The sequence below is a fragment of the Natronorubrum sp. A-ect3 genome (assembly GCF_041821125.1).
GTDB classification, from domain to species: domain Archaea; phylum Halobacteriota; class Halobacteria; order Halobacteriales; family Natrialbaceae; genus Natronorubrum; species Natronorubrum bangense.
In genome coordinates, this window is sequence record NZ_JBGUBB010000003.1 from 156238 (window position 1) to 181944 (window position 25707).

The 25707-nt window shown below is 58.4% G+C and carries 22 protein-coding genes; 11 read left to right on the top strand and 11 right to left on the bottom strand.

The window, feature by feature from the left end; all coding sequences use genetic code 11:
* Window positions 1-113 precede the first annotated feature (113 nt).
* The 3 genes from ACERJA_RS12740 to ACERJA_RS12750 all read right to left on the bottom strand — a co-directional run bounded on the left by ACERJA_RS12740 (window position 114) and on the right by ACERJA_RS12750 (window position 5094).
* Entirely contained in the window at window positions 114-2996 is a 2883-nt protein-coding gene (locus ACERJA_RS12740) for an ATP-binding cassette domain-containing protein (protein WP_373608629.1), read from the bottom strand.
* Window positions 2997-3079: 83 nt separating this feature from the next.
* On the bottom strand, window positions 3080-4174 hold the full coding sequence (locus ACERJA_RS12745; RefSeq protein WP_373608630.1) for an extracellular solute-binding protein: 1095 nt from the start codon (window positions 4172-4174) through the stop codon (window positions 3080-3082).
* Between the two features lie 230 nt (window positions 4175-4404).
* On the bottom strand, window positions 4405-5094 hold the full coding sequence (locus tag ACERJA_RS12750) for a hypothetical protein (RefSeq protein ID WP_373608632.1): 690 nt from the start codon (window positions 5092-5094) through the stop codon (window positions 4405-4407).
* Window positions 5095-5442: 348 nt separating this feature from the next.
* Here ACERJA_RS12750 and ACERJA_RS12755 point away from each other — a divergent pair, with 348 nt between their 5' ends.
* From ACERJA_RS12755 to ACERJA_RS12775, 5 genes are all read left to right on the top strand, one after another.
* Window positions 5443-7431, top strand: a complete 1989-nt coding sequence (locus tag ACERJA_RS12755) for an aldehyde ferredoxin oxidoreductase family protein (RefSeq protein ID WP_373608633.1) — start codon at window positions 5443-5445, stop codon at window positions 7429-7431.
* Between the two features lie 365 nt (window positions 7432-7796).
* Window positions 7797-7961, top strand: coding sequence for a hypothetical protein (locus tag ACERJA_RS12760; protein WP_373608634.1), 165 nt, complete (start codon window positions 7797-7799; stop codon window positions 7959-7961).
* Window positions 7962-8714: 753 nt separating this feature from the next.
* Window positions 8715-9992: an ABC transporter substrate-binding protein gene (locus ACERJA_RS12765; protein ID WP_373608635.1), complete on the top strand. Its 1278-nt coding sequence runs from the start codon at window positions 8715-8717 to the stop codon at window positions 9990-9992.
* Entirely contained in the window at window positions 9989-10735 is a 747-nt protein-coding gene (locus ACERJA_RS12770) for an ABC transporter ATP-binding protein (protein WP_373608636.1), read from the top strand. Before ACERJA_RS12765 ends, ACERJA_RS12770 begins: the two co-directional genes overlap by 4 nt.
* Entirely contained in the window at window positions 10732-11514 is a 783-nt protein-coding gene (locus ACERJA_RS12775) for an ABC transporter permease (RefSeq protein WP_373608637.1), read from the top strand. The genes ACERJA_RS12770 and ACERJA_RS12775 overlap by 4 nt, the downstream gene beginning before the upstream one ends.
* 41 nt (window positions 11515-11555) lie before the next feature.
* On the opposite strand, the gene ACERJA_RS12780 is transcribed toward ACERJA_RS12775, so the two are convergent.
* The 3 genes from ACERJA_RS12780 to ACERJA_RS12790 all read right to left on the bottom strand — a co-directional run bounded on the left by ACERJA_RS12780 (window position 11556) and on the right by ACERJA_RS12790 (window position 13847).
* The gene (locus ACERJA_RS12780) at window positions 11556-12422 is read right to left on the bottom strand and encodes an ABC transporter permease (protein ID WP_373608638.1); all 867 of its coding nucleotides are present in this window, start codon (window positions 12420-12422) and stop codon (window positions 11556-11558) included.
* Between the two features lie 63 nt (window positions 12423-12485).
* Window positions 12486-13478 (bottom strand): ABC transporter substrate-binding protein, encoded by a 993-nt coding sequence (locus ACERJA_RS12785; RefSeq protein WP_373608868.1) that lies wholly within the window; start codon window positions 13476-13478, stop codon window positions 12486-12488.
* Between the two features lie 198 nt (window positions 13479-13676).
* Window positions 13677-13847 carry a hypothetical protein gene (locus tag ACERJA_RS12790; RefSeq protein ID WP_373608639.1) on the bottom strand — a complete coding sequence of 57 codons (171 nt, stop codon included), beginning with the start codon at window positions 13845-13847 and terminating at the stop codon, window positions 13677-13679.
* A 286-nt stretch (window positions 13848-14133) separates the two neighbouring features.
* Here ACERJA_RS12790 and ACERJA_RS12795 point away from each other — a divergent pair, with 286 nt between their 5' ends.
* Both ACERJA_RS12795 and ACERJA_RS12800 read left to right on the top strand, forming a co-directional pair.
* Window positions 14134-15036 carry a hypothetical protein gene (locus tag ACERJA_RS12795; RefSeq protein WP_373608640.1) on the top strand — a complete coding sequence of 301 codons (903 nt, stop codon included), beginning with the start codon at window positions 14134-14136 and terminating at the stop codon, window positions 15034-15036.
* Window positions 15037-15042: 6 nt separating this feature from the next.
* Window positions 15043-16761: a pyrroloquinoline quinone-dependent dehydrogenase gene (locus ACERJA_RS12800; RefSeq protein WP_373608641.1), complete on the top strand. Its 1719-nt coding sequence runs from the start codon at window positions 15043-15045 to the stop codon at window positions 16759-16761.
* A 134-nt stretch (window positions 16762-16895) separates the two neighbouring features.
* Here ACERJA_RS12800 and ACERJA_RS12805 read toward each other — a convergent pair whose 3' ends face one another.
* Both ACERJA_RS12805 and ACERJA_RS12810 read right to left on the bottom strand, forming a co-directional pair.
* A complete protein-coding gene (locus ACERJA_RS12805; protein ID WP_373608642.1) occupies window positions 16896-17723 on the bottom strand; it encodes a class I SAM-dependent methyltransferase in 828 nt (275 codons plus the stop codon).
* The gene (locus tag ACERJA_RS12810; RefSeq protein WP_373608643.1) at window positions 17720-18022 is read right to left on the bottom strand and encodes an amphi-Trp domain-containing protein; all 303 of its coding nucleotides are present in this window, start codon (window positions 18020-18022) and stop codon (window positions 17720-17722) included. The genes ACERJA_RS12805 and ACERJA_RS12810 overlap by 4 nt, the downstream gene beginning before the upstream one ends.
* A gap of 107 nt (window positions 18023-18129) precedes the next feature.
* On the opposite strand from ACERJA_RS12810, the gene ACERJA_RS12815 reads away from it, so the two are divergent.
* Together ACERJA_RS12815 and ACERJA_RS12820 are read left to right on the top strand one after the other, a co-directional pair.
* On the top strand, window positions 18130-18414 hold the full coding sequence (locus ACERJA_RS12815) for an ArsR/SmtB family transcription factor (protein ID WP_373608644.1): 285 nt from the start codon (window positions 18130-18132) through the stop codon (window positions 18412-18414).
* Window positions 18415-18534: 120 nt separating this feature from the next.
* On the top strand, window positions 18535-19080 hold the full coding sequence (locus ACERJA_RS12820) for a hypothetical protein (protein WP_373608645.1): 546 nt from the start codon (window positions 18535-18537) through the stop codon (window positions 19078-19080).
* A gap of 116 nt (window positions 19081-19196) precedes the next feature.
* On the opposite strand, the gene fer is transcribed toward ACERJA_RS12820, so the two are convergent.
* From fer to fdhF, 3 genes are all read right to left on the bottom strand, one after another.
* Window positions 19197-19679, bottom strand: a complete 483-nt coding sequence (gene fer, locus ACERJA_RS12825; RefSeq protein ID WP_373608646.1) for a ferredoxin Fer — start codon at window positions 19677-19679, stop codon at window positions 19197-19199.
* Window positions 19680-19746: 67 nt separating this feature from the next.
* Window positions 19747-22038, bottom strand: coding sequence for a CDC48 family AAA ATPase (locus ACERJA_RS12830; protein ID WP_373608647.1), 2292 nt, complete (start codon window positions 22036-22038; stop codon window positions 19747-19749).
* A 191-nt stretch (window positions 22039-22229) separates the two neighbouring features.
* On the bottom strand, window positions 22230-24341 hold the full coding sequence (gene fdhF / locus ACERJA_RS12835) for a formate dehydrogenase subunit alpha (RefSeq protein WP_373608648.1): 2112 nt from the start codon (window positions 24339-24341) through the stop codon (window positions 22230-22232).
* A gap of 210 nt (window positions 24342-24551) precedes the next feature.
* On the opposite strand from fdhF, the gene ACERJA_RS12840 reads away from it, so the two are divergent.
* Window positions 24552-25127: a hypothetical protein gene (locus tag ACERJA_RS12840; RefSeq protein ID WP_373608649.1), complete on the top strand. Its 576-nt coding sequence runs from the start codon at window positions 24552-24554 to the stop codon at window positions 25125-25127.
* Between the two features lie 67 nt (window positions 25128-25194).
* On the top strand, window positions 25195-25494 hold the full coding sequence (locus ACERJA_RS12845; protein WP_373608650.1) for a DUF4242 domain-containing protein: 300 nt from the start codon (window positions 25195-25197) through the stop codon (window positions 25492-25494).
* Window positions 25495-25707 lie beyond the last annotated feature (213 nt).

Genomic DNA, 25707 nt, shown 5'->3' on the forward strand with positions numbered 1-25707 from the left:
CATCCTCTGAGTGTTGCAGGCGTTACTGTCAGTTGACAGTTCTATCTGTCACGATCTGAACTGAAAGGTTTTTGATATTCCCCACGTCGTTTACGGCGTGGAGGATGTCAACGCTAGCCTTCATCCGACCTAGAGTGATCGAACACGGGAAGAGAATGAGTTGCATTAATTGACACTGAAACTGGTGTGTCGACTTCGTACCACTCCTCATGGTCGTGTCTACTCCAGATGACGTCGCCGTTCTCGAGTGCAATTCGGTACCGGACCATCGTTCCTGTGAACTGCCGGGTCACGATCCGACCGGCGGCGTTTGCGGTCGTTGTCGGCGTGGTCGTGATATCGTCCGGTCGCACGAGGATGTCGATGGTTTCCGACTGAATTCGATCCAGACCCGAGACCCGGTCTCGATCGAGTCGTCCAACTGGGGTATCGACGTGTCCATCGACAAGGTGGCCGGTGAGGTAGCTCGTTCGACCAAGAAACTCCGCGACCATTCTCGAGTTGGGCTCCATGAACACCTGTCGTGGCTGATCGACCTGCTCGAGCATCCCTGCGTTCAGGATCGCCGTTCGATCGCCGACTGAAAGCGCTTCTGCCTGATCGTGGGTGACCCAGACAGCGGTTACATCGACCGCCTTGAGGATGGACGTAATCGTTTCCCGCATCCGGATTCGTAGCCCGGCGTCGAGGTTCGAGAGCGGTTCGTCGAGCAGTAAGACGTCGGGTTCGGGCGCGAGTGAGCGGGCGAGTGCGACGCGTTGTTTCTGCCCCCCGGAAAGTTCGTGGGGATAGCTCTCCCGATACTGACGCAGTCCGACGAGGTCAAGCAAGTCGGTGACGATCTCCTCTGTCTCGTCGGCTGTCGAATCGTCCAGTCCGAAGGCGATATTCGCTTCGACAGTTTTGTGCGGGAACAGCGCGAAGTCCTGAAAGACGATCCCGACATCTCGGTCCTCGGAGGGGACGAACACGTTGTCATCTGCGACGGGTTGTCCACGAATGCGAACCGTTCCTGTGTCGGGGCGCTCGAAGCCGGCGATCAACCGCAACGTCGTCGTCTTTCCACAGCCGGATGGACCGAGAAGCGTAACCAGTTCACCCTGCTGGACCGAGAGTGAAAGCCCATCGATCGCGACGTCGTCGTCATACGCCTTCGTTACGCGCTCGAGCGTGAGCACGGTCTCAGCGTCGGCAAACTCGTCATCTCGTGATTGATCAAGCGAGCGAATCCCATCGCTTCGGAGGTTGGCAGTCGCCCCGCCACCGGTCTCATCGTCCGCGCCGCTATCATCGTCCGCTCGAAAAAGCGACCAGATGATCGAGTGAAATTTCGACCAGTACTCGTAATCATCCTCGGAGAGTACCGCAACAAGTGTGAATCCGGACAAAATAATGAGGACGAGCGCTGGAATCGCCGCATATCCATAATAGGCGTTCCGTTCGGCAGTCCAGATAAACGTCGCGAGCGTCTCGAAATCAGCTGGACGGAGAAGCAACGTCGCTGGCAGTTCTTTCATACCATGTAAGAACACAAGCGCCGCGCCGGCAACGACTCCTGGAATCATCAACGGGAAGGTGACTCGTCGAAACGCGTCGACTGGCGTCGATCCGAGCGATCTAGCAGCCTCGATCACTCGCGGATTAACGTATAGGATCGACGTTCGTACCGAGCCGACGGCCAACGGCAAGTAGAGCACGACGTACGCGAACACGAGCAACGGGACGGTCTGGTAGACCGACGGAACGTACCTCGAGCCGAAGAAGACGAGGCTCAATCCGATGACCACGCCCGGAATCGCAAAGCCGACGTAGGTTGCCCGCTCGAGGAGACCAGAGATAGCCGACCGATATCTAGCAGCAAGGTACGCGACCGGAAGGGCAAACAGTGCGGCAATGGCGGCTGCCAGCGCCGAGGCGTACATCGAGTTGACTGCATACTCCCACTGGAACGCGAGCGAGCCAACGTAGACGTCCGGACCCCGAACGAGCCACCACGTCAGGAAGCCGACGGGCAGCACGACACTGAGGAGGACAACACTGGAACACACCGTGAGCGCTGGCCATTTCCACCGGCCGAGTCGGAGCGTGTACGATCGGGACTCGCCGCGTGCGTCGCCATGGATTCGCTCGTGGCTGCGCACCTGTGACTCGAGTGCGAGAATTAGCAGCGTGATCGCCACGAGTTGCAGCGACAACATTGCGGCGTAATCGTGTGCCAACGCGTTGTACTCGATGTAGATCTGACGTGTGAGGACATCGAACCGTAACATCGCTGGAACGCCGAAGTCGCCTGCGGTTTCAAGCGCTGTCAGTAACGCTCCAGCTGCAATCGCCGGCTTAGCCATCGGAAAGACCACCTGCGTGAACACCCCACGGAGATTATTCTCGAGAGAGCGAGCGGCGTCGAGGTACGTTTTATCGAACGCCCGCAGTCCGGCGATTGTTGTAATGTAGACGAACGGATAGTTGTACAGTGTGAGAACGAAGACGGTTCCCCAGAACCCGTACAGTTCGGGAAGCGAGGTGACACCAAACGGTTCGAGCACTGACTGGATAAGCCCCTGCGGTCCCCAGACCGAAATGAAAGCGAAGGCCCCGGTGAAACTTGGGACGACGAGCGGGAGTGCAAGCGCTCCCATCCAGAACCGCTTGAACGGAAGATCCGTGAGCGTGGTCAGAACCGCAAGCGGGACGCCGATCAGTACCGAGAGCGTCGTCACGACACCAACGAGCGCGATCGTGTTTGCCAGAATTTCGAGCGTACGCGATCGAAACAGGATCGAGTTGAGTCGATCGAAATCCACGCTAAACGCCACGACGGCGATCCACAGAATCGGGACGACGACGATTGCGGCGATGGCACCAGCCAGAAGCGTCAGTCCGAGTGGCAGCGTCGATCCATCGCGGCGATCCGTCTTGGTTTCGGTGTCCGCCGGCGATGAGCGTAGCTCTCCGCTGGAGTGTCCCTCGAAGTCGAACGGATCTGTCGTCGTCATGGGTGTCTATTGGAGCGTGCGCGAATCAGTCGTTGAAGCCCGACGACTGTCGGCCGGGATTGGGTACGGAATCTCCACACGCGCTACAGTATCTCTTCCTCCCGAAGCAACTCGAGCGTTGGATCGAGATCCGAGAGGTTGTTGAGATCGATTTCGGGCGGTTCGAACTCGTCCGTGTCTGGGAGCCCCTCAAGCGGGTCGACGCCGTCGGTAGTGGGGTACTCCCACGTCGTCGTCGCGAAGTACTCTTGGGCCTCCGCCGAAAGCAGGTGGGCGACGAAATCAGCAGCGGTCTCCTGATCGTCGCTTGCGTCCATGACCGTGCCGCCAGTGACGTTGTACATCGCCCCGGCATCGTCGCTCGTGAAGGTCAACTCGAGGTCGTCGCCGCCGTGGTCGCGCACGACGTAATGGTTCGTCAGCCCGACACCGACTTCGCCGTCGCCGACGGCCTGTGCCAGCGCGCTATCGCCGCCGGGTGACGTCTCGATGTTCTGGTCGTCGACCATCGCTCGGATCCACTCTCGAGTTTCGTCTTCGCCGTGAAACAGCCGCATGGCAGTTACGAACGCCTGAAACGATCCCTGATCAGGCGGCCACATGATGTTGTCCTCGAATCGCTCGTCCTCGGCGTATGCGAAAATGTCGTCTGGAAGGTCTTCCTCGTCGAAGACGCTATCGTTGTACGCAACCGCCCGAAACCGTCGCGTAAAGCCCGTCCAGTGGCCGTCCGGATCGACGGACCCAGTATCGACCATTTCGAGGACGTCGTCAGGGAGTTCAATGGTGTATCCCTCCTCTTTGAGATGTGTCATCGACTGTGACTCGCTCCCGTAGAACACGTCGGCCGGCGTCTCGGCTTCCGTCTCGATCGTACTGATCAGATCGGCCGTATCGTCGTATCTAACCTCGAGTGTCAGCTCGTCGTACTCGTCGTCAATGTAGTCGAGCAGTTCACCGATCCGCGTCTGACTCCGACTCGAGTAAACGGTGAGTTCGCCGCTCAGATCCGGCAGTTCGTCCATCGACACACCGCCAGGATCCGGTCGATCCTCGACATATTCGGGGTCGCCGAGGACGTCGTCTTCGTCACCCAGACAGCCGCTGAGTACTGCCCCACCGATCACACAGCCAACCGTCCGAAGGTATGTTCGACGTGACCTGTTACCTATGGACATGCACGGGATCGACCATAGTCGAGGAAATAATCCTATGGATTCATGTACACGAATACATTGAACAAACGTACACGCAACGAGTAGTCAGATCTGGGTGGCACGTCCGCGAAGTATAGTATCCACTGACCGTCAGTGCACACTCGATCGCACGACGGGAGCGAGGGATCGAGCGAGAACCGCGGACAGTTTGACCGGTGTGCAAATCGTTTCAATTGGTACTATCGCTTCCGCTACTGGTGTGAGTCAGAGATGGTCGACACGTCTTCATCACGCGATAGCGGTACGGTCCACGGATCCGCTTTAGATTCAGGAACCGTTATATCTCCAATGGGGGCCCCACACTCCCGACAACTCGTCCACATCGAAATATGCGGAGGTTGACAGCACGGATCGACACGATCATGATGTCGGTCGATGGCCCCACCACAGGACGGGCATTGCTCGAGCAACAGCCGAATGCGCTGGAGAGCATCCAGTCGATCATCACGCTCGAGTGTGGACCACTCAACCCATTCCTGAAGAATCGATGCGGCTGCGACATCGGCGAGAAGTGCAGCACTAGAGTCCCAGCGTAGAAGCCGGCTTCCGTCGATCGAAAATGCCCGCGTCCCCTGGGGATCGATCGCTGTGGTGTCGACAATTGTTGCGACATCGTCGACACTCGGCGTCCCCGAGCGTCGGTTCGTCTCTCGATGGAGTGCCTCCTGAAACTCGTCGGTAATAACGAGTTCATCTTCGGGTGATCGATCGGCAACGCCGGCGGCCACCAGAATGTGCCACGGATCATCGTCTGTTGGCATCTCGAGAGAGTGATCCGAAACGGGCTCTTTGCCGAACAATCGGAGCAGCGAAGACGGGAAATACCGTTCAGTGAGTCGTGGCGTTCCGGGAACGAGATACCCGCGGAGAGTGATTACCACGAGAAAACCGAGGAATGCAACGACACCAATCCATCCGGCTGTGATGAGACTAATACCGATTGCCACACCAGCCGCGATACCGACGTTCACAACCGTACACGGCAGACACCGATTGTCACCTGTGTATTCCGGCTGCCGGATAGACAGCATTCCTGTGCGGAGTGGTCTCATAGATATTTGATGACTAGTACCACATACCCTGGCAAAAATCTTCGTCGTAGTACGAAACGGCGTGTTTAGCCCCTCAGTTGTATGAGTTGGAAACCACTATGGTCAAATATATAACCACTGTCTGAATCGTGATAAGAGTTAACACTAATCACATAGAACGTGAGACGGAGTGTTACCATGACCGATATCGGTGGGTTTCACGACCACGTCGCACGTGTCGACCTCTCCGAGGGAGACGTGCACTACGAGGGTATCGATCCTGACGACGCGCGCAAGTATATCGGTGCGCGCGGACTCGGCGTAAAATACGTCTTCGACAACGGACCGAACGTCGATCCGCTCGGACCAGATAACCCGCTGGTCTTTATGAACGGCCCGCTCACCGGGACACAGACCACGATGAGTGGCCGGATCGCTGTCTGCACGAAGTCGCCGCTGACCGGCACCGTCACCGACAGCCACCACGGCGGCTGGTCGGGCGCCCGCCTCAAATGGGCTGGCTTCGATGGACTCGCTTTCGAAGGGCAAGCCGACGACCCTGTCTATGCCTATATCGAGGATGGAGAACTCGAGCTCCGGGACGCCTCCCATCTCTGGGGAAGTGGCATCCACGAGACGCGAGACACGATCGAGGAGGAAGTCGACGGGTCCTACGGCAAGAACCTTTCGACGATGGCGATCGGTCCAGGCGGCGAGAACGAGGTTCGGTACGCCTGCATCATTAACGAGGACGATCGTGCGTCGGGTCGTGGCGGGACGGGGTGTGTGATGGGGTCGAAGAATCTCAAAGCCGTCGTCATCAAATCCTCGACGAAGATGCCCCAGCCTGCGGACCAAGAGACGTTCAAGGAGGGCCACCAGCAGGCCATGAAGGCAATCACGGAATCCGATGTTACCGCACCCAACGAGGGCGGGCTATCGATGTACGGGACGAACGTCCTGATGAACATCACCGAGGAGATGGACGGCCACCCAACAAAGAACGGCCGTTACACCTCTGGTAATGCGTACAACGAGGCAGAAGAAGGTGGCGAGGCAGCGATTGATGCCGAGCGAATTAGCGGCGAGAACGTCCGTGAGAATATCCTCGTCGACGAGCCAACCTGTCACTCCTGCCCGGTCGCGTGCAAGAAGGAAGTCGAAGTCGACGTGATGCACAAGGGCGAAGAAATGAACGTTCGCATGGAGAGCTTTGAGTACGAGTCCGCCTGGGCACTCGGAACAAACTCCCTGAACGACGATCGTGACAAGATCGCCGTCATGATCGATCGGTGTAACGACGTCGGTATCGACACCATCGAAGCGGGCAACATTCTGGCGATGGCGATGGACGCGACCGAGAAGGGATATCTCGATGACATCGACGATGTCGGTGGACAAGACCCGTCTGCTCGTGGGACGGAGTCAGACGCTGGGATCGACTGGGGTGACGCAGACGAGATGATCTCGATGATCGAGCGAATTGCTCACCGTGACGATGAGTTTGCCGACCTCCTTGCACGCGGGCAGGCACGGTTCGCAGACGCCGTGGGCGCACACGAGTGCCGCCTCGACGTGAAGGGACAGGCGATCGCCGCCTACGACCCACGCTGTATGAAGGGCATGGGGATCGGCTACGCCACCTCGAACCGCGGCGCCTGCCACCTGCGCGGGTATACCCCTGCTGCCGAGATTCTGGGCATTCCCGAGAAAGTCGATCCGTACGAGTGGGAGGGCAAAGGCGAACTTACCGCCGAGTTCCAGGACCTCCACGCGATCAGCGACAGCTTCGACATCTGCAAGTTCAACGCCTTCGCTGAAGGCATCGAGGAGTATGTCCTCCAGTACAACGGCATGACCGGCTTCGACGTCTCCGAAGAGGAACTGCTCGAGGCGGGCGAACGAGTCTACAACTTAGAGCGATACTACAACAACCTCGTGGGCTTCGACGGCGACGACGACTCGCTGCCCGAGGTCTTCCTAGAGGAGGGTGGAACGCCCGGTCAGGGCGCAAGCGAGGGCGAGTACTGCGAACTCGAGGAAATGAAAGACGAGTACTACGAGCACCGCGGCTGGGTTGACGGTGTCGTTCCCGACGAGAAACTCGAGGCACTCGATATCGAGGTCGGACCAGGGACCGGCGTTTCCGCCGGCGATAGTGGTGCCACAGCCTCTGGCGACGACTGATAGTGACTGTTGTAACTATGTACCGGTGAGCAACACACCCGTTTCGTTGCTCACCGATATGAGACGACAACAATCACGATGATACGGTTTGCTGTAACTGTGTACCGGAGCGACCGAACGCGGGTTCGCGGTCGCTCTGGGAATGACGTACAGCAGACCGTACGACACCTCTCCGCGCTCTTTTGTGGCCTTCCCGTTCACAAGGGCTTGCTACCTGCTGTATAAAACTGGGACACATGTGCAGCAGTAGGTGTTTTTCTCAGGGACTATCGAGTACAGCTGTTGAGATCTGCAATCACGGCGAACACTATCGTACTCGTTTCGCTGTTCAACTAGCCCAACACTGTCCCTACTCATTCATCACTATGACTGATCCAGAACTCTTCGTCGACAAATGTGCAGTCTGTGAAACGTATTTCGTCGTTGGTTCGAGTGCCGACCTACAGCGACGGATCAATGCCCACGAACTCGAAGCACACGGGAAGGTGCGCCCGTCACGAGTCGATCACGGAGCGACCGAGTACCGCTGATCACGCGCACGAAGAGGACAAGGCCGTGGTATTGCGCCTGTTCAACGTATAAAGCTCCTCGCAGCGGTCGTCAGCTTGACATCCTCCTCGGCCTGAAGACGGAGGAATCCTGAGCGTTGGAGATTTCAGGTTTGCAGTTCCACCGGACCTCGAGACGGTGAGAATCCGTATGAGGTCCACGGACTGGAGCGGGTGGGACTGCTGGGAGTGCCAAGCCCCCGGTACTCCTATCCTCTGTCGTATTCGGACTCCCGGTGTTGTTTTTGCCACGGGGAGTCCGGCAGATATCGACGGACTTGGAGTTACTTTCTGTGGTGCTTTCAAGCAGTCGGGCACAGCATCGGTTCATTATAGGAATCGACTGTTCACCGGACTGGTTCCGATTACTGTGGTTCGAAAATCGAAGATTTTCGTCATCACGAGAATCGAAGATTCTCGAACGATCTGATTGCTTGGGGCGGGCAGGCCGCCATCGTCGGACCGGCGGGAATCGCTCTGTTCCAGCCTGATTCCACCATCTACTATGTTTCCTACCTACTTGAATGTTCACAGTAAAATCTCGGATTTAGTTCATTACGTGGATCTCCAAGTGACGGCGCGTATCCACGTCCTCGAAAAGCGAAGCTTTTCGGTTGCAGCGAGAGCTTCGCTCTCGCCATGCCCCTGAAGGACGTGGTATTACGCCTGCTCCGCGTATAACAGAGACTGAAACGGGGATATCCTTATATCGAGCTACGTTATGTGTTGGCATGAATGGACTCGCGAACGTTCTGGGTGCTCGACGACGATGACCAGACCGTCGTCGCAGATCTCGCCGTCGGACTGGGACGAACGTCTGCGCAGGTCCTCGCGTACCTCCTCTTACGAGCCAAACGCGAGGACGAGCGTGATCCCGCGACGATGGTCCAACTGCAGGTTGGAACGGGGCTAAGTCGGTCGCCAATCAGCGACGCGATTGCACGACTTGAGGACAACGGATTGGTCGAGCGAACGACAGTCAGCACCGATACACAGGGACGGCCACCGTCAGCGTGGCATCCAACAGGCGACCTCGCCTCGAGTCGCCGGCGTGTCTACGAGAGCCACGCGACGACGCTCCTCGAGCGGGCAGCAGAGATTTTTTCCGATGGATCGACAGACCTAGACGCAGCCACAGCGCAGACAGAAGGGTACGATCTGACGGTCGCGTTGAACTGGCACCCAAACGGGCTCCATGTGCCGCTTTACACGGCGATAGAAGCGTCATGGGACGACGAGTATGGTGTCGACGTCGAACTCAACCATTGCAAGGGGTCCCTGCGTGCGCTCAATAGAGTGCGTTCGGACGAGGCGGACGTTGCAGTTGCGGGAGCCGCGACGGTCCTTCGAGCCAGGGCATCAGGGGCGCCGATCGTGCCGATCGCGGTTCTCTACCAGCGGGCGATGACGGTGCTCTACTCCGTGCGAGACGTATTTGAGGAGGAGCTTCAGAGCGTCAATCAACTCCGGGGCAGACGGATCGGTATGCCGCCGAACTCCGAGACGGGGATCCTCGGTCGCCTGTTCATCTCACAGACGACCCTCGAAGACGACATCGAGATTGACGAGACGGTCGGCGAAGAACGAGACGCTCTGTTAACGGGGAGTGCCGACGTCGTTACGGGGTCGATTACCGATCCGCGCCACCTCGAGCAGCTGGGGAAGACAGTCGATACGCTACTGGTCACGGATCATTTCCCGATCTACGGGCCGACAATCGTCGTTCACGAACGGATGCTTCGAGAGCGTTGGTCGGCACTCAACGCGTTCCTCGCCGCCACTACCGGTGGATGGGCAGCTGCGAGCCACGACCCAGAACCGGCGGCGACTCGAATAGCCGAACTGGGAAGCGACGATCCGGAACGCGTTCGAGAGACGTTCGAACGGGCGACGGCCGAGTTCGGCGACAGCGACGAAACGCGCGAACACGGCTGGGGGTGGCAACGTGAGCGAACGTGGACCCGACTTCACACGGCACTCGAACAGGGACAGCTACTCACGGACGAAGGATGATTGAACTCGAGAATCTCACAGTTACGTTCGATGACTTCACTGCGGTTACGGATATCAATCTGCATATCGAACGTGGCGAGTTCGTCACGATCGTCGGGCCGTCCGGATGCGGGAAGACGACCTTACTTCGCGCAGTCGGTGGACTCCAGAAGCCGACAGCCGGTCGTATCCAAATCGACGATCAACGACCAGCAGCTGCACAGAAGGCGGGGGATATCGGATTCGTCTTTCAACAACAGACACTGTTTCCATGGAAGAGCGCGCTTGAGAACGTCGTCTTCCTCCGAAAGATGGCAAACGAGTCACCGAACCGTAAAGAAGCACGCGCGTTGCTCGACTCGATGGGACTCGAGGGATTCGAAGATGCTCGGCCGAGCGCACTTTCGGGCGGCATGAAACAGCGGGTCGCGATCGCTCGCGCACTCCACCTTGGCGCGGACGTGCTGTTGATGGATGAACCGTTCGGGGAACTAGACGAGATTACACGTGACGAACTCGGCGTCGAAATCCGATCACTCTGGCGGCGGGAGCAGAAGACGATCGTGTTTGTCACCCACAGCGTTCCCGAGGCAGTCTTTCTCGGAAACCGGTGCGTCGTGATGCGAGACGAGCCTGGACGGATCGAGGCGACGTTCGATATCGATTTACCCGACCCGCGCGACACCGAGGTATTCGGCTCTCGAGCGTTCCAAGAGCAGGTTGCGACCGTTCGGCAGACGTTACACGAGAGTTACGACGAATGAATAGACGGATCCGCATCGCTGCGACTGACGCGATCTACCCGGCGATCGCACTCTGTGTCGGCGTCGCCTGCTGGTGGGCAATCACGGTTATGACTGACGTGCCGTCGTTCATGTTGCCCCCGCCCGACGCTGTCGTCGCGCGATTGATCGGCAACCCGCAACTGTACCTCGCAAACGCCTGGTATACGCTCGAGAAGGTCATTTACGGTGGGTCGATCGGTATCGCGTCCGGGATCATCCTCGCGGTCTTCATCGCCTACGTGCCATGGTTTCGGCGGGCCATCTACCCGTATCTCGTCACGGTGCGAGTACTACCGAAACTCGCGATTGCGCCGCTGTTGCTCATCTATCTCGGTACGGGAATGGCGACGGCGATCGTTTTCATCGCGCTCATCACGTTCTTTCCGCTCGTGTTGAACACGGCGGCAGGCCTCAATCGAGCGCCGGCGACACACCACGAACTGCTGCAGTCGGTCAACGCCGGCCCGATCGAGCGAATTCTGTACGTGGACGTTCCCTACGCGATTCCCGACGTTTTCGCGGGGCTCAAGCAGTCGGTGACGCTCGCCGTCGTCGGCGCGGTCGTCGCGGAGTGGGTCGTCGCGGATAACGGGTTGGGGTTTCTCATCCTCATGGGATCAGAGAACGTCCGTCCGGACATCATGCTCGCCGCGTTGCTCGTACTGTTGCTCGAGGGATTGTTGCTGTACGGTGCAGTTGTCCTCACGCAGCGTGGCGTCGACGGCTGGCTCGACCTCGAGGATGTTGGTTCCGGTTGACTGGATCCTGATTCCGCACCTGCGTCCGTCGTATTTTGCTTTTAAGAGTGCCAGCAGGCGCGTTCGATCGCGACCGGAACAAGGTAGAAAATGAGTCCAAGAAGCGAGAGGACAACGAGAGCAGCGTACGTCTCGGCTGTTCGGAGGTACGCGGACGTCTCGAACATCCGGTAGCCGAGGCCAGCGTTGAGCGTGACAAACTCGGCGACGATGGCACCGATGACACTCAACGTCGCGGCGATTTTCAGCCCGGCGAAGACGCTCGGCGCGGCGGCTGGAACACGCACGTGAAGAAACGCGGCGGTTCTCGAGGCGTCGACCGTCTTCAGCAACTCGAGGTACGCCTCGGGGGTTTGTCGGAGTCCGTCGAGGGTCGCGATTGTGATCGGAAAGATGGTCAGTGTGACGACTACAAGGGTGCGAGCGGGGATACCGCGGCCAAACCAGAGGAACAGCAGCGGTGCAATGGCGATTAGCGGGGCAATTCGAAGCGCGACGACGTACGGTAGCACGGTGTTCGTCACCGTTCGAGAGTGGATCATTGCGAAAGCGATGACGGCACCGATGACGCTGCCGACGACGAGTCCGATGGCAGCGGTTACGCCCGTGATGGCGGCGTCGTTGAGCAACGTCGGGTACGTTTCGACGAGCGCCGTGCCGACTTCACCCGGCGATGGAAGGATGATCGACGGGAGCCCGTAGTAGACGACGGCAGCTTGCCACACCAAGAGCAACGCCGCGAGCACCACCGCCGGTGGACCCACTGCTCCAGCGAGCCATCGAGCGACGTCGGTGGGACTGTCGACGGATCCGCGGCCGATCGATTGCACCTCGAGCCGGCGGCTGCGATCGTGGCGCTCGTGTCGGTCATCGCTCCCGTCGAACGTCGATCGTTCAGATCGAGACATCGGGATTCGATTCCGTTTGTCGCTCCGTCTGCATCCGTCTCGGAAGACGCGCGAGCTGCTTGCTCATCGGTATGACTCGGTTAACGCCGCGTACTCCGAGACGTACTCACTGTCGGTATCGAGGTACTCGTTCGTCCACACATCGTTCGGATCAACGTCGTTCTCGATGGTGTCGGCAGCAGCGAGTGTCTCGTGCGTTTCCTCCCACGGTTCCGACGCGCTCGCTCCCCAACCCTCGGTCTCTACCGTTTCGGAGTACATGTAGCGCTCGTACATCTGCTCCCACTTGTCGGCCTGATTTGCTCGCACCTCGTCGAGTTCCGGTTGGACGTCTATGAGTGCATCCACGGCCTCGTCGGGGTTCTCTGCTGCCCAGACGGACCCTCTGGCAGTTGCCCGAAGGAAAGCGCGGACTGTGTCTGGGTGCTCTTCAGCAAACGATTCGTCGGTTGCGACGAGGTGGCCATAGGAGGGGACTGCCTCTTGGATCTCGAGAACGTCGATCGCTCCGCCCTGATACTCTGCGTCGACGACGTCGCTGAACACGCCGCCAGCGGCGTCGATCTCGCCGCTGAGCAGCTGCTGGACGGTGTCGAAGCCTGCATCGACGTAGTCAACACTGTCGAGCACGCCGTGGTGGTCAAGGTACGCCTCGGTCATCGTCCGTACCATTCCCGGGCCGCTGCCGACTGTGGCGCCCTCAAGCTGTTCCGGATCGGAAAGGTCGCCGAACTGATCGCGATCAGCAAAGACAACGTTCGGATTTCGTTGCATCATAACACCGACAGCGAGTGGCGATAGCTCCTCACTGTTGACTGTGAGGATCTGATCGGTGCTCGAGATAGCGAACTCGACATTGCCAAGACCAGCTTGGTTTGCCGCGAAGTCTGAGCCGTCTCCGCTCTCGAGTTCGACATCCGTGATCCCTTCCTCCTCGTAAAACCCGTTCTCTCGAGCGGCGACGTAGGGAACGTGGAGACCGCTCATGTTCCAGTTGAGTAACAACGTCACAGACTCTAGCACCCCATCGGTCGAGTCGGTGTCGTCTTCGATCATTCCGAGACATCCCGAGACACCGATTCCGGTACCAATTGCGAGTACCCCGCGACGCGTATGTGTATGTGTCACACTACCACCGTTACCGACTGTCCACAAAGCCACATATAAATCATTCGTACTAACCTTTATACCTCGACTGGAGTCGGACGCTTCGAGGTGGTACGTCTGGTTGGTGAGACGGCCGACCGTCGACTATTACCTCACGTCCGTCAGACCCTCCCACTTGCAGATAGGATACGGATCGGTCTCGTAATCGCCGGTCAGCGTCTCTCCGGTGAGAACATACTTGATATCCACCGACTGTCGGTCGCGTTCGACCAACTCAACCTCGAGTCCCTTGGGAGCAACCCGATTGGGGAGATACATCACGGTCTTGAGGGTGTGCAGTCGTCGATATCGAATCGAAATCTGAGGGCGAGTCAGCATCGGTTCGAAGCCTCGTACTTGTCGTTCATTTATCTCATTCGATTGATTGTTCTCGAGTTGTGCTCAACTCAGAACTCGATTCCAGCCGCCGATTCATGTCAACGTAATTTACGGCAAATGCTTCCGTCCTGTATATATAATATTAATATAATAAGTAATATACACGGGAACGTTGGCCACACGCATGGGGTGGCCGATGAGAACATGTGCCACGCCGGATCCACGCATGACAACCACTCAGATTACGACCGAAGAACAGCGGCAACTGGCCCGCACACTCGGTGTCGACCGAGTACGTGACGGAGATCGGTTGACATTCGAGCGATTACGCGAGTCAATCGACGGGACAACCGACCCCGAGTTCGCCTCCATGGGCGAATCAATCCGGGGTGACCTTTCGGGGAAACTCGATGCCGAGTTGCTTACAACGGAGTTAGAAAACCTCTCAACCCAACTCGAGCGACTGCCCGATGTTCGCGAACAAGGGATTCCAGACGGCGATAAAGAGCCAGAAGCACTCTATCGAGAGCTCGTTGAGCCTGGGTGGAAAGTTTACGATCATCTCGTAGATGTCGGCTTCTTCGAGAGCCTCGAAGCGAACCTCCCGCGATTCACACCGGAGCACATCGAGGGGACAGCCCACGAACTGATCGGATCAGACGTACTGTCCACGGAACTCGATGCGCTCGGCTTCGACGAGCGCGAACGACTCGCACTCGTTATGGACGTTGTCAACAACGACACGCGACTCGCTCGGTGGGTCCCAGCGAAGGAGATTCCGGATGGCGTCGAGTTCGGCGTTGAGCACGTTCCACCACTCCACAAGCGCGCGACGGGTGGGGTCTTGCTCTGGATTAATGCACTCGATATTCATCTCTGGCACAATCGGATTCTCATTACCGACGAGATTCTGGACAACGGCTACTGGGATATCAAAACAATGCTCGGTGGCCTGTATCTGATGGCAAAAGCAGCACTCGAGGTCGCAGCAGGCGACAAACTGACGGACGCACAACTGACAGCAGCAATCTCCGCGAGTACGGCGATCATGATCGTCAACCAAGAGGAGATCTGCAAGCACATGTTCTGGATCACAGAAGAAATGCGAGCACCACCGAAAGCGAGGTAATTCACAATGTCAATCGAAGAAGACAGGGCCGTACAGGCCGCAAAGGATACGGTTGTTCGAGAAACGGATCAAGGATATCGGGTACTCGGGTCGCCCGACAAATCAGTCACCCACCAGCACGACATCGAGCGAATCGAGGAGTTCGATGTCACAGACGAGATGATCCTCGAGTCGGGCGACAATCCCGAAGCGTGGCTCAACTACGGTGGGAACTACGAACAGCACCGACGGACGACGGCGGACGTCATTACGCCCGACAACGTCGCTGACCTCGAGGTAGAGTATATACTCGACGTCGGTGCTGGCTCGAGCATGGAGGGGACACCGCTGATCATCCCCGGCGATCCGCCGATTATGTACCAGTCGAACGGGCCGAACCACGTGAAGGCCATCGACGCTCGGGAGGGCGAGGTCCTCTGGAGCTACACGTATGCCGTCCCCTCGGATGTCGTACTGTGCTGTGACGACAACAACCGGGGCGTCGCCGTCCACGGCGACAAAGTATTTATGACGACGCTCGACTCGGGCGTCGTCGCACTCGACCGCTATACGGGCGAAGAAGAGTGGTATACGTCCACCGCAGATCACGAAGAAGGGTACTCGGCAACGTGGGCACCGATCGTGTTCGATGGGATGCTCTTTACGGGTAGTGCCGGTGGTGAGTACGGCGTTCGTGGGTTCCACACGGCTCTGGACACGGAAACCGGCGAGGAGCTGTGGCACACGTGGACCTCGCCCGAAGAAGAGTGGGTCGGCGACAGCATTAATCAGTCCTGTGCAACGAACTGGATGAACGCGACGGTCGACGTCGAGAACCGACGGCTACACCTGCCGATCGGCAACCCAGGTCCGGACTTCGACGGCTCGGTTCGCCCGGGTCCGAACCGGAATAGTTGTGGGACGCTCACGCTCGATATGGACACTGGTGAGCGGATGTGGACATACCAAGAAGTCGCACACGACGTCTGGGACTACGACTCCGCGGCACCGCGAATCCTCATCCGCGACTTCGAAATCGAACATCGTAACAAGACGACCGACGTTGTCGTTTCCGCGGGGAAGACGGGCTGGGTCTACACGATGGATGCCGAAACTGGTGAGCTCTTAGAGCGGAGCGAACCCGGCGTCCAGCAGCTGAACATGTACCGGATGATCCCGCACATCGACGAAGGCCGCCGTATGCCGTTCATGCCCGGTGCGATGGGTGGCAACGACTGGCAGCCGCCAGCCTACAACCCCGAGACCGGACTCGCGTACTTCAAGATGAACAACTCGCCCCAGGAAGCCTGGTGGCGATTCGAAGAGTACGAAGAGGGCAAAAAATACTGGGGCGGTATCTTAGAGGACCAAACCGAAGCTGTCCCCGACGACTACAACGGAAAGATCAGCGCCATCATCGCGATCAATCCGGAGACAGGCGAACGTGTCTGGCGTGATTGGATCGAATCGGATGCCTACATCTGGGGCGGCATGATGACAACCGAAACCGGCGTTGTCTTCACCGGTACTCAGAACGGCAACTTCATCGCCTACGACGGCGAAGACGGCGAGCGCCTCTGGGAGTACGATCTCGGCGAGGCCTCGATCGCCAGCAGTCCGATGAGCTGGTACGATCCAGAAACCGAGAAGCAGTACGTCGCGATTCAGGTCGGCGGCAGTGGCTGGCTCCGACGCGGTGCTGCCGGGCGTGACACCCGTCTGGCTGTCTTTTCGATGGCAGCGTAGGCGGTCGATCGACTCACAATTTTTGCTGTCGGGAACGAATCGACATGCCGTCTCATACGCACTGACGTCAGTCATTTTCGGCGTGTCCGCGAACCGTCGGCGGTTGCGCCGGTACATCGGTACAGCAAACCGTATCAGTCGAGCGACGACGCGTCCGGACTGGCGACGATACTGATATACGGCTCCCTCTTACCGGGTCGTTCGAGTCGTTCAACAGTCTCAATTGTGAACCCCGCGTCTGTGACCCGGTTAGTCCAGTATGATTCCGGATCAGGTTTCGCGCCCGACCCGCTATTGCAGTCGGTTTCGACACCGTCGGGAAGAAGTGGCAACTCCAGAATGCCGACCGTTCCGGTCGCAGTACAGATACGCTGAAGTTCACGAAGTGCTTCGTTAGCCGCCGGTTCGGGAAGGTCGTGAAGGACACGACAGGCGGTAACGACGTCGACCGCCCTATCACGGACAGGAAGCGTCGCCGCGTCGCCGGCGATCGGTTCGACGCTGAGTCCGGCACGGCCGGCGTTCTGTCGCGCCAGCTGTGGACCGTTTCCGAGAATAACCCGATCATCGAAGACATCGACTCCAAGGACGTCCGGACCATTCGGCCCACTCGGAACGTGTGGCGCAAGTCCAACAAGCGACCGACCCGTCCCACAGCCCACATCAAGCACACGTTCCGCGCGCTCGAGTGGGAGGTGAGCCGCGAGCGCGTCATATTTGTACCGCTCGAGACGCCACGGTGGCGGCGAGACGAGTTGGTGCATCGTCCGTCCCCCGTAGACAGCCGCGGCGAGTGAGACGACCGTCGCAACGAGTCGTCGATGCCATCGCTGTGCCCGTCTTTCAACAGTGACCGCAATCACAAGTACGAGCACTGCGACGGCTATCGACCGGAGTCGCCGTCGCCAGTGATAGACACCGAAATTGTATCGCGGGCCGAACACGTGTCCCAGTCCGCTCACTCGATGCTGAGACCGCTTCCACCCTGCGCCTGTTCGAACTCGAGTTCGATCTCGAGTTCTTTTGTTCGACGCCCACCGAACTCGATTTCGACCTCGATCGGTTCACGATACTCGAATGGAATCTCCCACGTACTCCCAGAGACCGTCAACGAAGCATCATCCTCGAGTGCGTCAGCGATGTCGCGAAGAAAGCTGGCAGTTTCCGTCCGAGAGAGATGGACTTCTTGTTCGAAAAATCCATCCGTGATCACCCTGCGGTCAGACGTCTCATCGTCAGGAAACTCGATGTTATTCCCCATGCCGTGTCACACCACGACATTCCCCTTAAATGTGCGTGGCATTTCAGGCACATCATTGAGCCACAAGTGACGGAACACTCAACTGTTACGTTGGTGTATCTGTATACATGTCTCTGCTCGAGGTGTTAGGGAACACTCGTCGGCTGAAAATCATTCGAGAACTCTCTCGGGAACCGAAGTACGTTTCAGAGTTGGCCGAAACTGTTGGTATGGACGGAAAGTCGGCGGTTCACCACCTCACAGCGCTGGAAGAAGCCGGGCTCGTCGAACACTATCAGCGTGGTAATCGAAAATACTACCGCCTCATCAAAGACATCGAACTGTATGCAGCACCGCCACCCGAGCGCTCGTTCATCCTTCAGGCATCCGACCTCTCCGATGACAGGACGTGACAGTTTCGTCTGTCGTACGGGTCTGTCAGCTCACCACTTCTTCGATCGATATCTATTCTAGAGAATTAGCCGCGGAAAATACACTAAAGGTATTTGGATATCCATGTTGATTGCCCACACATGCCAGTGTGTGTCCACTGCGAGGAGGAGTACCCGCTACCAGGGTCGTACACGAGCCACGTCCTCACCTGTGAAGAGGAGAATGGAACCGTTTCGACGGACGAGTCAATGGAAGAAACATCACCCACGTTAGACGCCCCAGAGTCGACACAGCCGCCCCTCGAGCAGCACGTCGAGCAGTTGATGGAAGACCAGCTTTCAGAGATTAGAGCTGAACTCGATCAACTGTCGAGTGACATCGAGGATGTCGATCAGTTCGCGACGATCAGTCTCGGAGAACGTCGACTGGCCCAAGCCGAAGCGAACCTGTCCGAGTTTTCGACGTCACTCACCGAATTTTCCGAGCAGACACTCGAGAAGGTTAACGAACTCGAATCCCGACTCGAGCAACAGACGATCATGCTCGCCACGGTCCTCGAAGCGCTTGCCGAATCCGACGTTGACATCGACACGTCGGCTATCAGAGACTACCAGCAAGATCAGATCGTCACTGATCAATCCGCGTCCGACAAACTCGCGACAGTGGTCGACGAACTCGAGTCCTGAGATCGATCGGTGCTCGATATCCGCTCGAGTCTACAGGGAGCGGAAGTTGCCTTCGGGGCCGACGGAACGGCCCAACATCCCATGAGGGAATCCTCGCGCTCTCGAGCAGGTGGACATCAAACCTCGCGTACGCCGATAACTCGATCCTGAAGATAGTTCAGGTGCATTGCATTGTAGATGAGTTTCACCTCGTCGCTCAGGGGAACCGCCTGACAGGTGAGGACGATCTTGCGCTCTTCGACCTCATCTTCCGTGAGGATGAGATCCATGTCCATCGAAACCTCGCCGTCATAGACGATGCCTGCGCAGTTCGCACACGACGCAGCGCGACACTCGAATGGCCAGTCGTGATCCTGATCCTCAGCGGCATCGAGAACGTACCGTCGTCCTCGAACGTCGAGCGTTCCGTGATCGATCTCGTCGAGGTCCGCTTTGGCCGCTTTTTCGAAGAGATTCTCGTCATCGATATTCCACCCATAGTCGTCCAGTACCTGGTAGTTGAGATACTCGACCGTTCGTACGGGACCGCTGTCGGCGCTGTCTTCGTCTCCCTTCGCCGCATGATCGCCGAGTCGTACATTGGGGAGATTGTGTGCCATAGGACAACAATAGACACGATCCCTCTTAGAAATACGGGTGTGTTTCGGTATTCGCCACAGCCTCCGGTCACTCGCGATCGAGTTCGCCGAATGCATCGATCATCTCGTTTTGGGGATCGATCCTGTCCACCGAATCGCGAGCGGTCGACTCGAGTGCACGCTCGAAATGTGCGTCTGTCAATACAAGATTCTCGGTGGCGGTCCCCTGTTCTCGCTCGGTAGACCCGTTGACTGTGGTTGTATCGGCAGTCACATCACTGTCACCGGTCGCTTCGACGTGCTCGCGCACGGCGTTCATTGCTGCGGCACGACAGATCCCCTCGATGTCAGAGCCAACAGCGTCGTCAGTCCGTGCGGCAAGCGTTTCGATGTCGACATCCGCCGCTAGCGGTCGGTCGCGGAGATGAATCTCGAAGATTTCTCGACGTGCTATCTCGTCGGGCGGGTCAACGAAGACGTGTCGCTCGAATCGGCCAGCGCGGAGCAACGCGTCGTCGATGAGTCCCGGACGATTGGTCGTCGCAAGCACCACGACGTCCTCGAGTTCTTCGAGGCCGTCGAGTTCGGTGAGCAGCTGTGAAACGACGCGTTCGCCGACGTTCGACTCCGACGATCCTCCACGCGTTCCGGCGATGGCGTCGATCTCGTCGAACACGAGGACGGCGGGTGCGTTCTGCCGGGCGGTATTGAAGATGTCTCGGATGCCTCGTTCCGATTCACCGACGTATTTGTCGATGAGTTCCGGTCCCTTGATCGAAATGAAGTTTGACTGGGCCTCGTTTGCGACCGCTCGAGCCAGCAGTGTCTTTCCAGTCCCCGGCGGGCCGTAGAGCAACACACCCGTCGCCGGTCGCAGCGACACGCGATCAAAGGCGTCTGGGTACTCGAGGGGCCACTGGACGGCTTCGCGGAGCGTTCGCTTTGCTCCTGAGAGGCCGCCGATTTCCCCCCAGCCGACATCAGGGACCTCAGCGAACACTTCTCGCATCGCCGAGGGCTCGATTCCGTGTCGTGCCGTCTCGACATCTGTATCGCTAATCTCGATGGAGTCCAGTTGCTCATCCGGGATCCGAACGTCGTCGGCGTGTGATTCATCGCGTACCCGTCGCACTGCACACATCGCGCTTTCTCTGATCAGGTTTTCGAGGTCGGCGCCGACGAACCCATGCGTGGACTCGGCGTACTGTTCGAGATCGACATTTTCACTGAGAGCGACGTCGCGCGCGTGAATTCGGAGGATCTCCGTCCGAGCGTCTGCGTCCGGAACACCGATTTCGATCTCGCGGTCAAATCGCCCGGGACGCCGGAGTGCAGGATCAACCGCATCAACGCGGTTCGTAGTCCCCATAACAACGACCTGTTCGCTGTCATCCATGCCATCGAGCAACGACAGCAACTGAGCGACGATCCGCCGCTCAAGGTCGCCAACGTCCTCGCGCTTCGGCGCGATTGCATCGAGTTCATCGATGAACACGATTGCCGGGGCGTTCTCCGCAGCCTCATGGAACACGTCCCGAAGCCGCTCCTCACTCTCGCCGTAATACTTCGAGACGATCTCCGGCCCCGAAAGCGTCTGAAAGTGTGCGCCAACCTCGTTTGCCATCGCTTGGGCGATGAGCGTCTTCCCAGTACCCGGCGGACCATACAGGAGAACACCTGTTGGCGGCTCAACGCCGAGTCGGTCGAAGAGGTCCGAATGGCGCATTGGAAGCTCAATGATTTCCCGAACCTGCTCGAGTTCGTCCTCAAGGCCGCCGATGTCGTCGTACGTGACGTCTGTACGCTGCTCGGATGTGGTATCAGTTTCAGTCGTCGAAGTCCCTGCTGCTGTCGTCGACGCCCGCTCCGGTGAGACGACGATCGACGTCCACTCCGCAACGCGAACGGGAGCAGTCGGCTCGACGTCGACGATTTCGACCGGGACGTGTCGAGTCGACGCTCGCACGTGGGTACCCGATTCGACGGTGACCGGTACCGTCTCTGTCTCTCCAGCCGACACCACATACCCGACCAGTGCGTCCCGGCGAGAGAGTGCGAGCGCTTCGTCGGAATCGACGTCGTCAGGTAACGCAATCTCAACTCGTTCAGCCGACCGGACGTTGGCCGGCTCAGCCACAACGGTATCCCCGACATCGACGTCAAGCGTCTCGGTGAGGTCCGGAGCAAGCCGAATCAGACGACCGTCGGCTTCTTCGGATGGTCGGGACATTACCTCGACGACGGCGGACTCACCGGTTGGCCCTTCGAGAACGGCGTAGTCGCCGGATTCGAGGCCAAGATCAGCCATCGCGTCCCGTTCGATGACAGCGCCGGGCTCACCGGCTCGGTTCGATGCGAGTGGCTTGACTGTGAATTTCATTCTCGAGTGTCGTTTGATAACGTGTAACGCTTAACAGCAAGAACGTTTGGGTCGATTTCACAGCGCTGTCAGCACCGAGAAACGGGGACAGAGCTCGGGAACGGGACGGGTGAACGCTAGCCGATCCAACACGTAGTTTACAGCTGGGACGTCTCGAGCCGTCGAGGTTGTCGAGCCACTGACTCGGACGATCAGTCGTCAGCGGCTGTGTTGGCGTCGATCGAGACCTCTATCTCGGCAGCTGCGGCCTTGTACTCGGGGATCTTCGCTCGTTCGTCGAGAACGTCGTTGGTGAGTTTGTTCGCGGAGGCGGCCGCGAAATGCGGCGTCGTCCAGACCACACCTTCTTTGATGTCTTCCGTGACTTGTGCTTCGACTGTGATCTCGCCGCGCCGTGATTTGAGTGTGACTTCGTCGCCGTCTCCGATCCCGTAGCGTTCGGCATCTGCAGGGTTGACGTCGACGAAATTTTCGGGCGTCTGCCGGTTGAGCGTCGGCGATCGGGTGCTCATCGTGCCGGTGTTGTAGTGTTCCTCGAGTCGGGCCGTCGTCAAGATCAGTGGATACTCCTCATCCGGCGTCTCGGCTGGTGGCTGGTGGCGAACCCCCTCGATGTGTCCGAGACCGCTCTCAGTGTCGAACTCGTCTTCGTACAGGAACAGGTCTCCTTCGTCGCCGGGTTCATAACACGGCCAGTGGAGCCCCTCCTCGCCGAGGAGGTCGTACGTCATCCCATGATAGATGGGACAGACCTGTCGGAGCTCTTCGAACACCGCCTCGGGGTCCTCGAAGTCGAACAGCGCTTCCCCATCGTCGAACAGCCGTTGCCCGATCTCTGAGACGATCTCGAGGTCGTGTTTCGTGTTTTCGTGGACCTTCCCGACGCCACGCATGCGCTGGACGCGCCGGTCGGTGTTCGTGACAGTGCCACCGCGTTCGGCCCAACTCGTCGCCGGAAGGACGACGTCGGCGTACTCCGCCGTCTCGGTCATGAAGATGTCCTGTGCGACGATGAACTCGAGTTGCTGGATCCGTTCGGCGACTCGGTTGGCGTCGGGCTCGGACATGACCGGGTTCTCCCCCATCACGTACAGCCCCTTGACCGACTCGCCGAACTCGTGGGAGAGTTCGACGTTCGTCAGCCCCGGTTCGTCGGGCACCTCGAACCCCCAAACCTGTTCGACGCGCTCACGAGCGGCATCGTCGTCGACCAGCTGATAGCCCGGGAGCACGTTCGGCATTGCACCGACGTCACAGGTCCCCTGGACGTTGTTCTGGCCTCGAAGTGGATTCACACCCGTCCCGGGTCGGCCGACGTTCCCCGTGATCAGCGCGAGGTTGATCTCGTTCTGGACGTTGTCGACACCACACCGATGTTGGCTCATCCCCATTCCGGTGAAGATGGCCGCGTTGTCGGCCGTGGCGTACTTCTCTGCGGCCAGTTCGATCTCCTCGAGTGGAACGCCACACTCCTCGGCGGCGGCCGCTTTATCGAAGTCTCTGAGCGACCGCTCGAGATGCTCGAAGCCTTCGGTTCGCTCCTCGATGAACGCTTCGTCGATCCAGTCGTTCTCGAGTGCCGTCTTGATGACGACGTTCAACAGCGGGATGTCAGTTCCCGGGTTCAACTGGAGGTGTTGATGGCGGTCAGTGTCGTCGATCTTGAACGACCGCGTCGTCTTGTTCGCGTGTGGGTCGACCTGAATAACGGTCGCACCGTCGAGCACTGCCTGCCGGAAGTACTGGCTGTTGGCGATGGGATGTTGCTCGCCAGGATTCGCGCCTTGGATCCAGAAGACGTCCGCCTCGTCTCGAAGGTCCTCCATGCTGTTGGTCATCGCACCCGCGCCCAGGCTCGTTCGCAGCGCCCAGACGGTCGACGCGTGACACATTCGCGTGCAGTTGTCGACGTTGTTCGTTCCGTAGCGGCGGGTCAGCTTCTGGAGAAGGTAGTTCTCCTCGTTCATCACCTTCGATGAGCCGTAAAAGCCCATCGCGTCGGGCCCGTGTTCGTCTCGAATGCGGGCAAGTTCGTCGACAACGTACTCGTAGGCTTCCTCCCACGATGCATCGCGGAACTCACCGTCCTCTTTGATCAGTGGGTTGGTCAACCGGTCCTCGTGATCGACGACTTCCGTCGCTGCCCCCCCTTTGATACAGACACGCCCCTCGTTTACTGGTGCATCACCCCACGGCATAAACCGCATGTCGCTGGGCTCTTCACCGGGCTGTACCGTAATTCCGCACCCGACACCGCAGTACGGACAAATAGTTTTCACGGGATCTGAGTTATTGCTGGACATAGGTCACGTTCTGGCCACGTTCGCGAGCCGCGGTGTCACGACTAACCATCTCCATATGCATGATTCTTTCTAGCACGAACTACCTCAGTTCAGCCACCACGGCTCATGAACCAGCCAGCGAACGCGCCCGTTCGAAAAGCCGTCGGTGCCGACAGCGCGACAGCTATAGTGCCAAACATTCATTTGAACGCCCGTGAACGATCGCTTATCGTGGACCTCACACGGACAATCATCGAGACGAAAGCCGAGGAATACCGGACACACGAGCCACTGTACCCCGTCGAGCAAGAACAGATCGAGGGACTACCGGGAGCGTTCGAAAGCGGCGAGTTCGGGTGGCGTGATGCAGAGTGGGTCGTCAGATGGTACTATCGGCGCTCTCTGGGCGACGTTCCGAACGCAGAGCGTCGAGCGGCCGAAGACCGGTTCGGACAGAACGACTTTGAGATGGTCAAACGTGTTCTCGGTGACGCGACCACGGCATCCGACGTGTCCGAGCGAGTTTCCCGACTGACAACGTTGGAGGGCGTAGACGTTCCGGTCGCCTCCGCCTATCTGCTGTTTATCGATCCAACGTCGTTTATCGTCGGTGGCGAACGAGAACTGGCAGTTCTGGATGCGGCTGGACAGTTACCTGACGACTATCCGGACACGTTCTCACTCGAGGCGTACGAAACGTACCTCGAACGCTGTCGATCGCTGGCCGACCGCCTCGAGTGCGATATGTGGACGCTCTATCGCGCACTCTGGCGACTGGGGTCCGAACTCGATGAGCAACCAAACTGACACAGCGCGTTGAACTGAGAAAGTGGCGAACGTTTATGAAATACCATGTTGTATGATGACAGAGAACATGGCTGACGATACGCTGGAGGATTTCTTCATCCTCCGTGCACTCGAGGACCCGATCACCGAAGACGAACTCACGGCTGCTGCTGAGCAGTCGGGCGAGGTGCTACAGGAACTTCGCGACGAAGACGTTGGCATTCGATGGGTAGAATCCGAGGTCTTACTGAACGACGACGAACAGATCACAGGGACCTTTTGTCACTATCAAGCCGAATCCGAGACTGCCGTTGAAGAACACGCTGAACGAGCAGGGCTTCCGGCCACTCGAATCGACCGACGTGGCCAGCCGCTCGAAGGAGAGTAATTCGGATCCAGTCAGTTCCGGACATCTTCAGGCGGTTGACAGACAAGGAGAGTGATCAGCTACTCCAGAGCAGACACGCACCGATCAGGACAGCTCCAGCTACCCGCCGAGTCCGACGCTGCCGGCAGCTCCAGCGAGCAGCTGCCGTCTGCTGAGTGACTGCGGAGCGGGGACCACATTATTTACTTATTTATTTTACACAAAACAATTTTC

What these genes read in the sequence shown, in the direction of transcription:
- ACERJA_RS12780 (WP_373608638.1), bottom strand. Translation starts at nt 12,422, where the DNA reads ATGTCTCGATCTGAACGATCGACGTTCGACGGGAGCGATGACCGACAC.
- ACERJA_RS12745 (WP_373608630.1), bottom strand. Translation starts at nt 4,174, where the DNA reads ATGTCCATAGGTAACAGGTCACGTCGAACATACCTTCGGACGGTTGGC.
- ACERJA_RS12845 (WP_373608650.1), top strand. Translation starts at nt 25,195, where the DNA reads ATGGCTGACGATACGCTGGAGGATTTCTTCATCCTCCGTGCACTCGAG.
- ACERJA_RS12800 (WP_373608641.1), top strand. Translation starts at nt 15,043, where the DNA reads ATGTCAATCGAAGAAGACAGGGCCGTACAGGCCGCAAAGGATACGGTT.
- ACERJA_RS12815 (WP_373608644.1), top strand. Translation starts at nt 18,130, where the DNA reads ATGTCTCTGCTCGAGGTGTTAGGGAACACTCGTCGGCTGAAAATCATT.
- ACERJA_RS12785 (WP_373608868.1), bottom strand. Translation starts at nt 13,478, where the DNA reads ATGATCGAAGACGACACCGACTCGACCGATGGGGTGCTAGAGTCTGTG.
- ACERJA_RS12740 (WP_373608629.1), bottom strand. Translation starts at nt 2,996, where the DNA reads ATGACGACGACAGATCCGTTCGACTTCGAGGGACACTCCAGCGGAGAG.
- ACERJA_RS12775 (WP_373608637.1), top strand. Translation starts at nt 10,732, where the DNA reads ATGAATAGACGGATCCGCATCGCTGCGACTGACGCGATCTACCCGGCG.
- ACERJA_RS12760 (WP_373608634.1), top strand. Translation starts at nt 7,797, where the DNA reads ATGACTGATCCAGAACTCTTCGTCGACAAATGTGCAGTCTGTGAAACG.
- ACERJA_RS12755 (WP_373608633.1), top strand. Translation starts at nt 5,443, where the DNA reads ATGACCGATATCGGTGGGTTTCACGACCACGTCGCACGTGTCGACCTC.
- ACERJA_RS12820 (WP_373608645.1), top strand. Translation starts at nt 18,535, where the DNA reads ATGCCAGTGTGTGTCCACTGCGAGGAGGAGTACCCGCTACCAGGGTCG.
- ACERJA_RS12765 (WP_373608635.1), top strand. Translation starts at nt 8,715, where the DNA reads ATGGACTCGCGAACGTTCTGGGTGCTCGACGACGATGACCAGACCGTC.
- ACERJA_RS12810 (WP_373608643.1), bottom strand. Translation starts at nt 18,022, where the DNA reads ATGGGGAATAACATCGAGTTTCCTGACGATGAGACGTCTGACCGCAGG.
- fdhF (WP_373608648.1), bottom strand. Translation starts at nt 24,341, where the DNA reads ATGTCCAGCAATAACTCAGATCCCGTGAAAACTATTTGTCCGTACTGC.
- ACERJA_RS12790 (WP_373608639.1), bottom strand. Translation starts at nt 13,847, where the DNA reads ATGTATCTCCCCAATCGGGTTGCTCCCAAGGGACTCGAGGTTGAGTTG.
- fer (WP_373608646.1), bottom strand. Translation starts at nt 19,679, where the DNA reads ATGGCACACAATCTCCCCAATGTACGACTCGGCGATCATGCGGCGAAG.
- ACERJA_RS12770 (WP_373608636.1), top strand. Translation starts at nt 9,989, where the DNA reads ATGATTGAACTCGAGAATCTCACAGTTACGTTCGATGACTTCACTGCG.
- ACERJA_RS12795 (WP_373608640.1), top strand. Translation starts at nt 14,134, where the DNA reads ATGACAACCACTCAGATTACGACCGAAGAACAGCGGCAACTGGCCCGC.
- ACERJA_RS12830 (WP_373608647.1), bottom strand. Translation starts at nt 22,038, where the DNA reads ATGAAATTCACAGTCAAGCCACTCGCATCGAACCGAGCCGGTGAGCCC.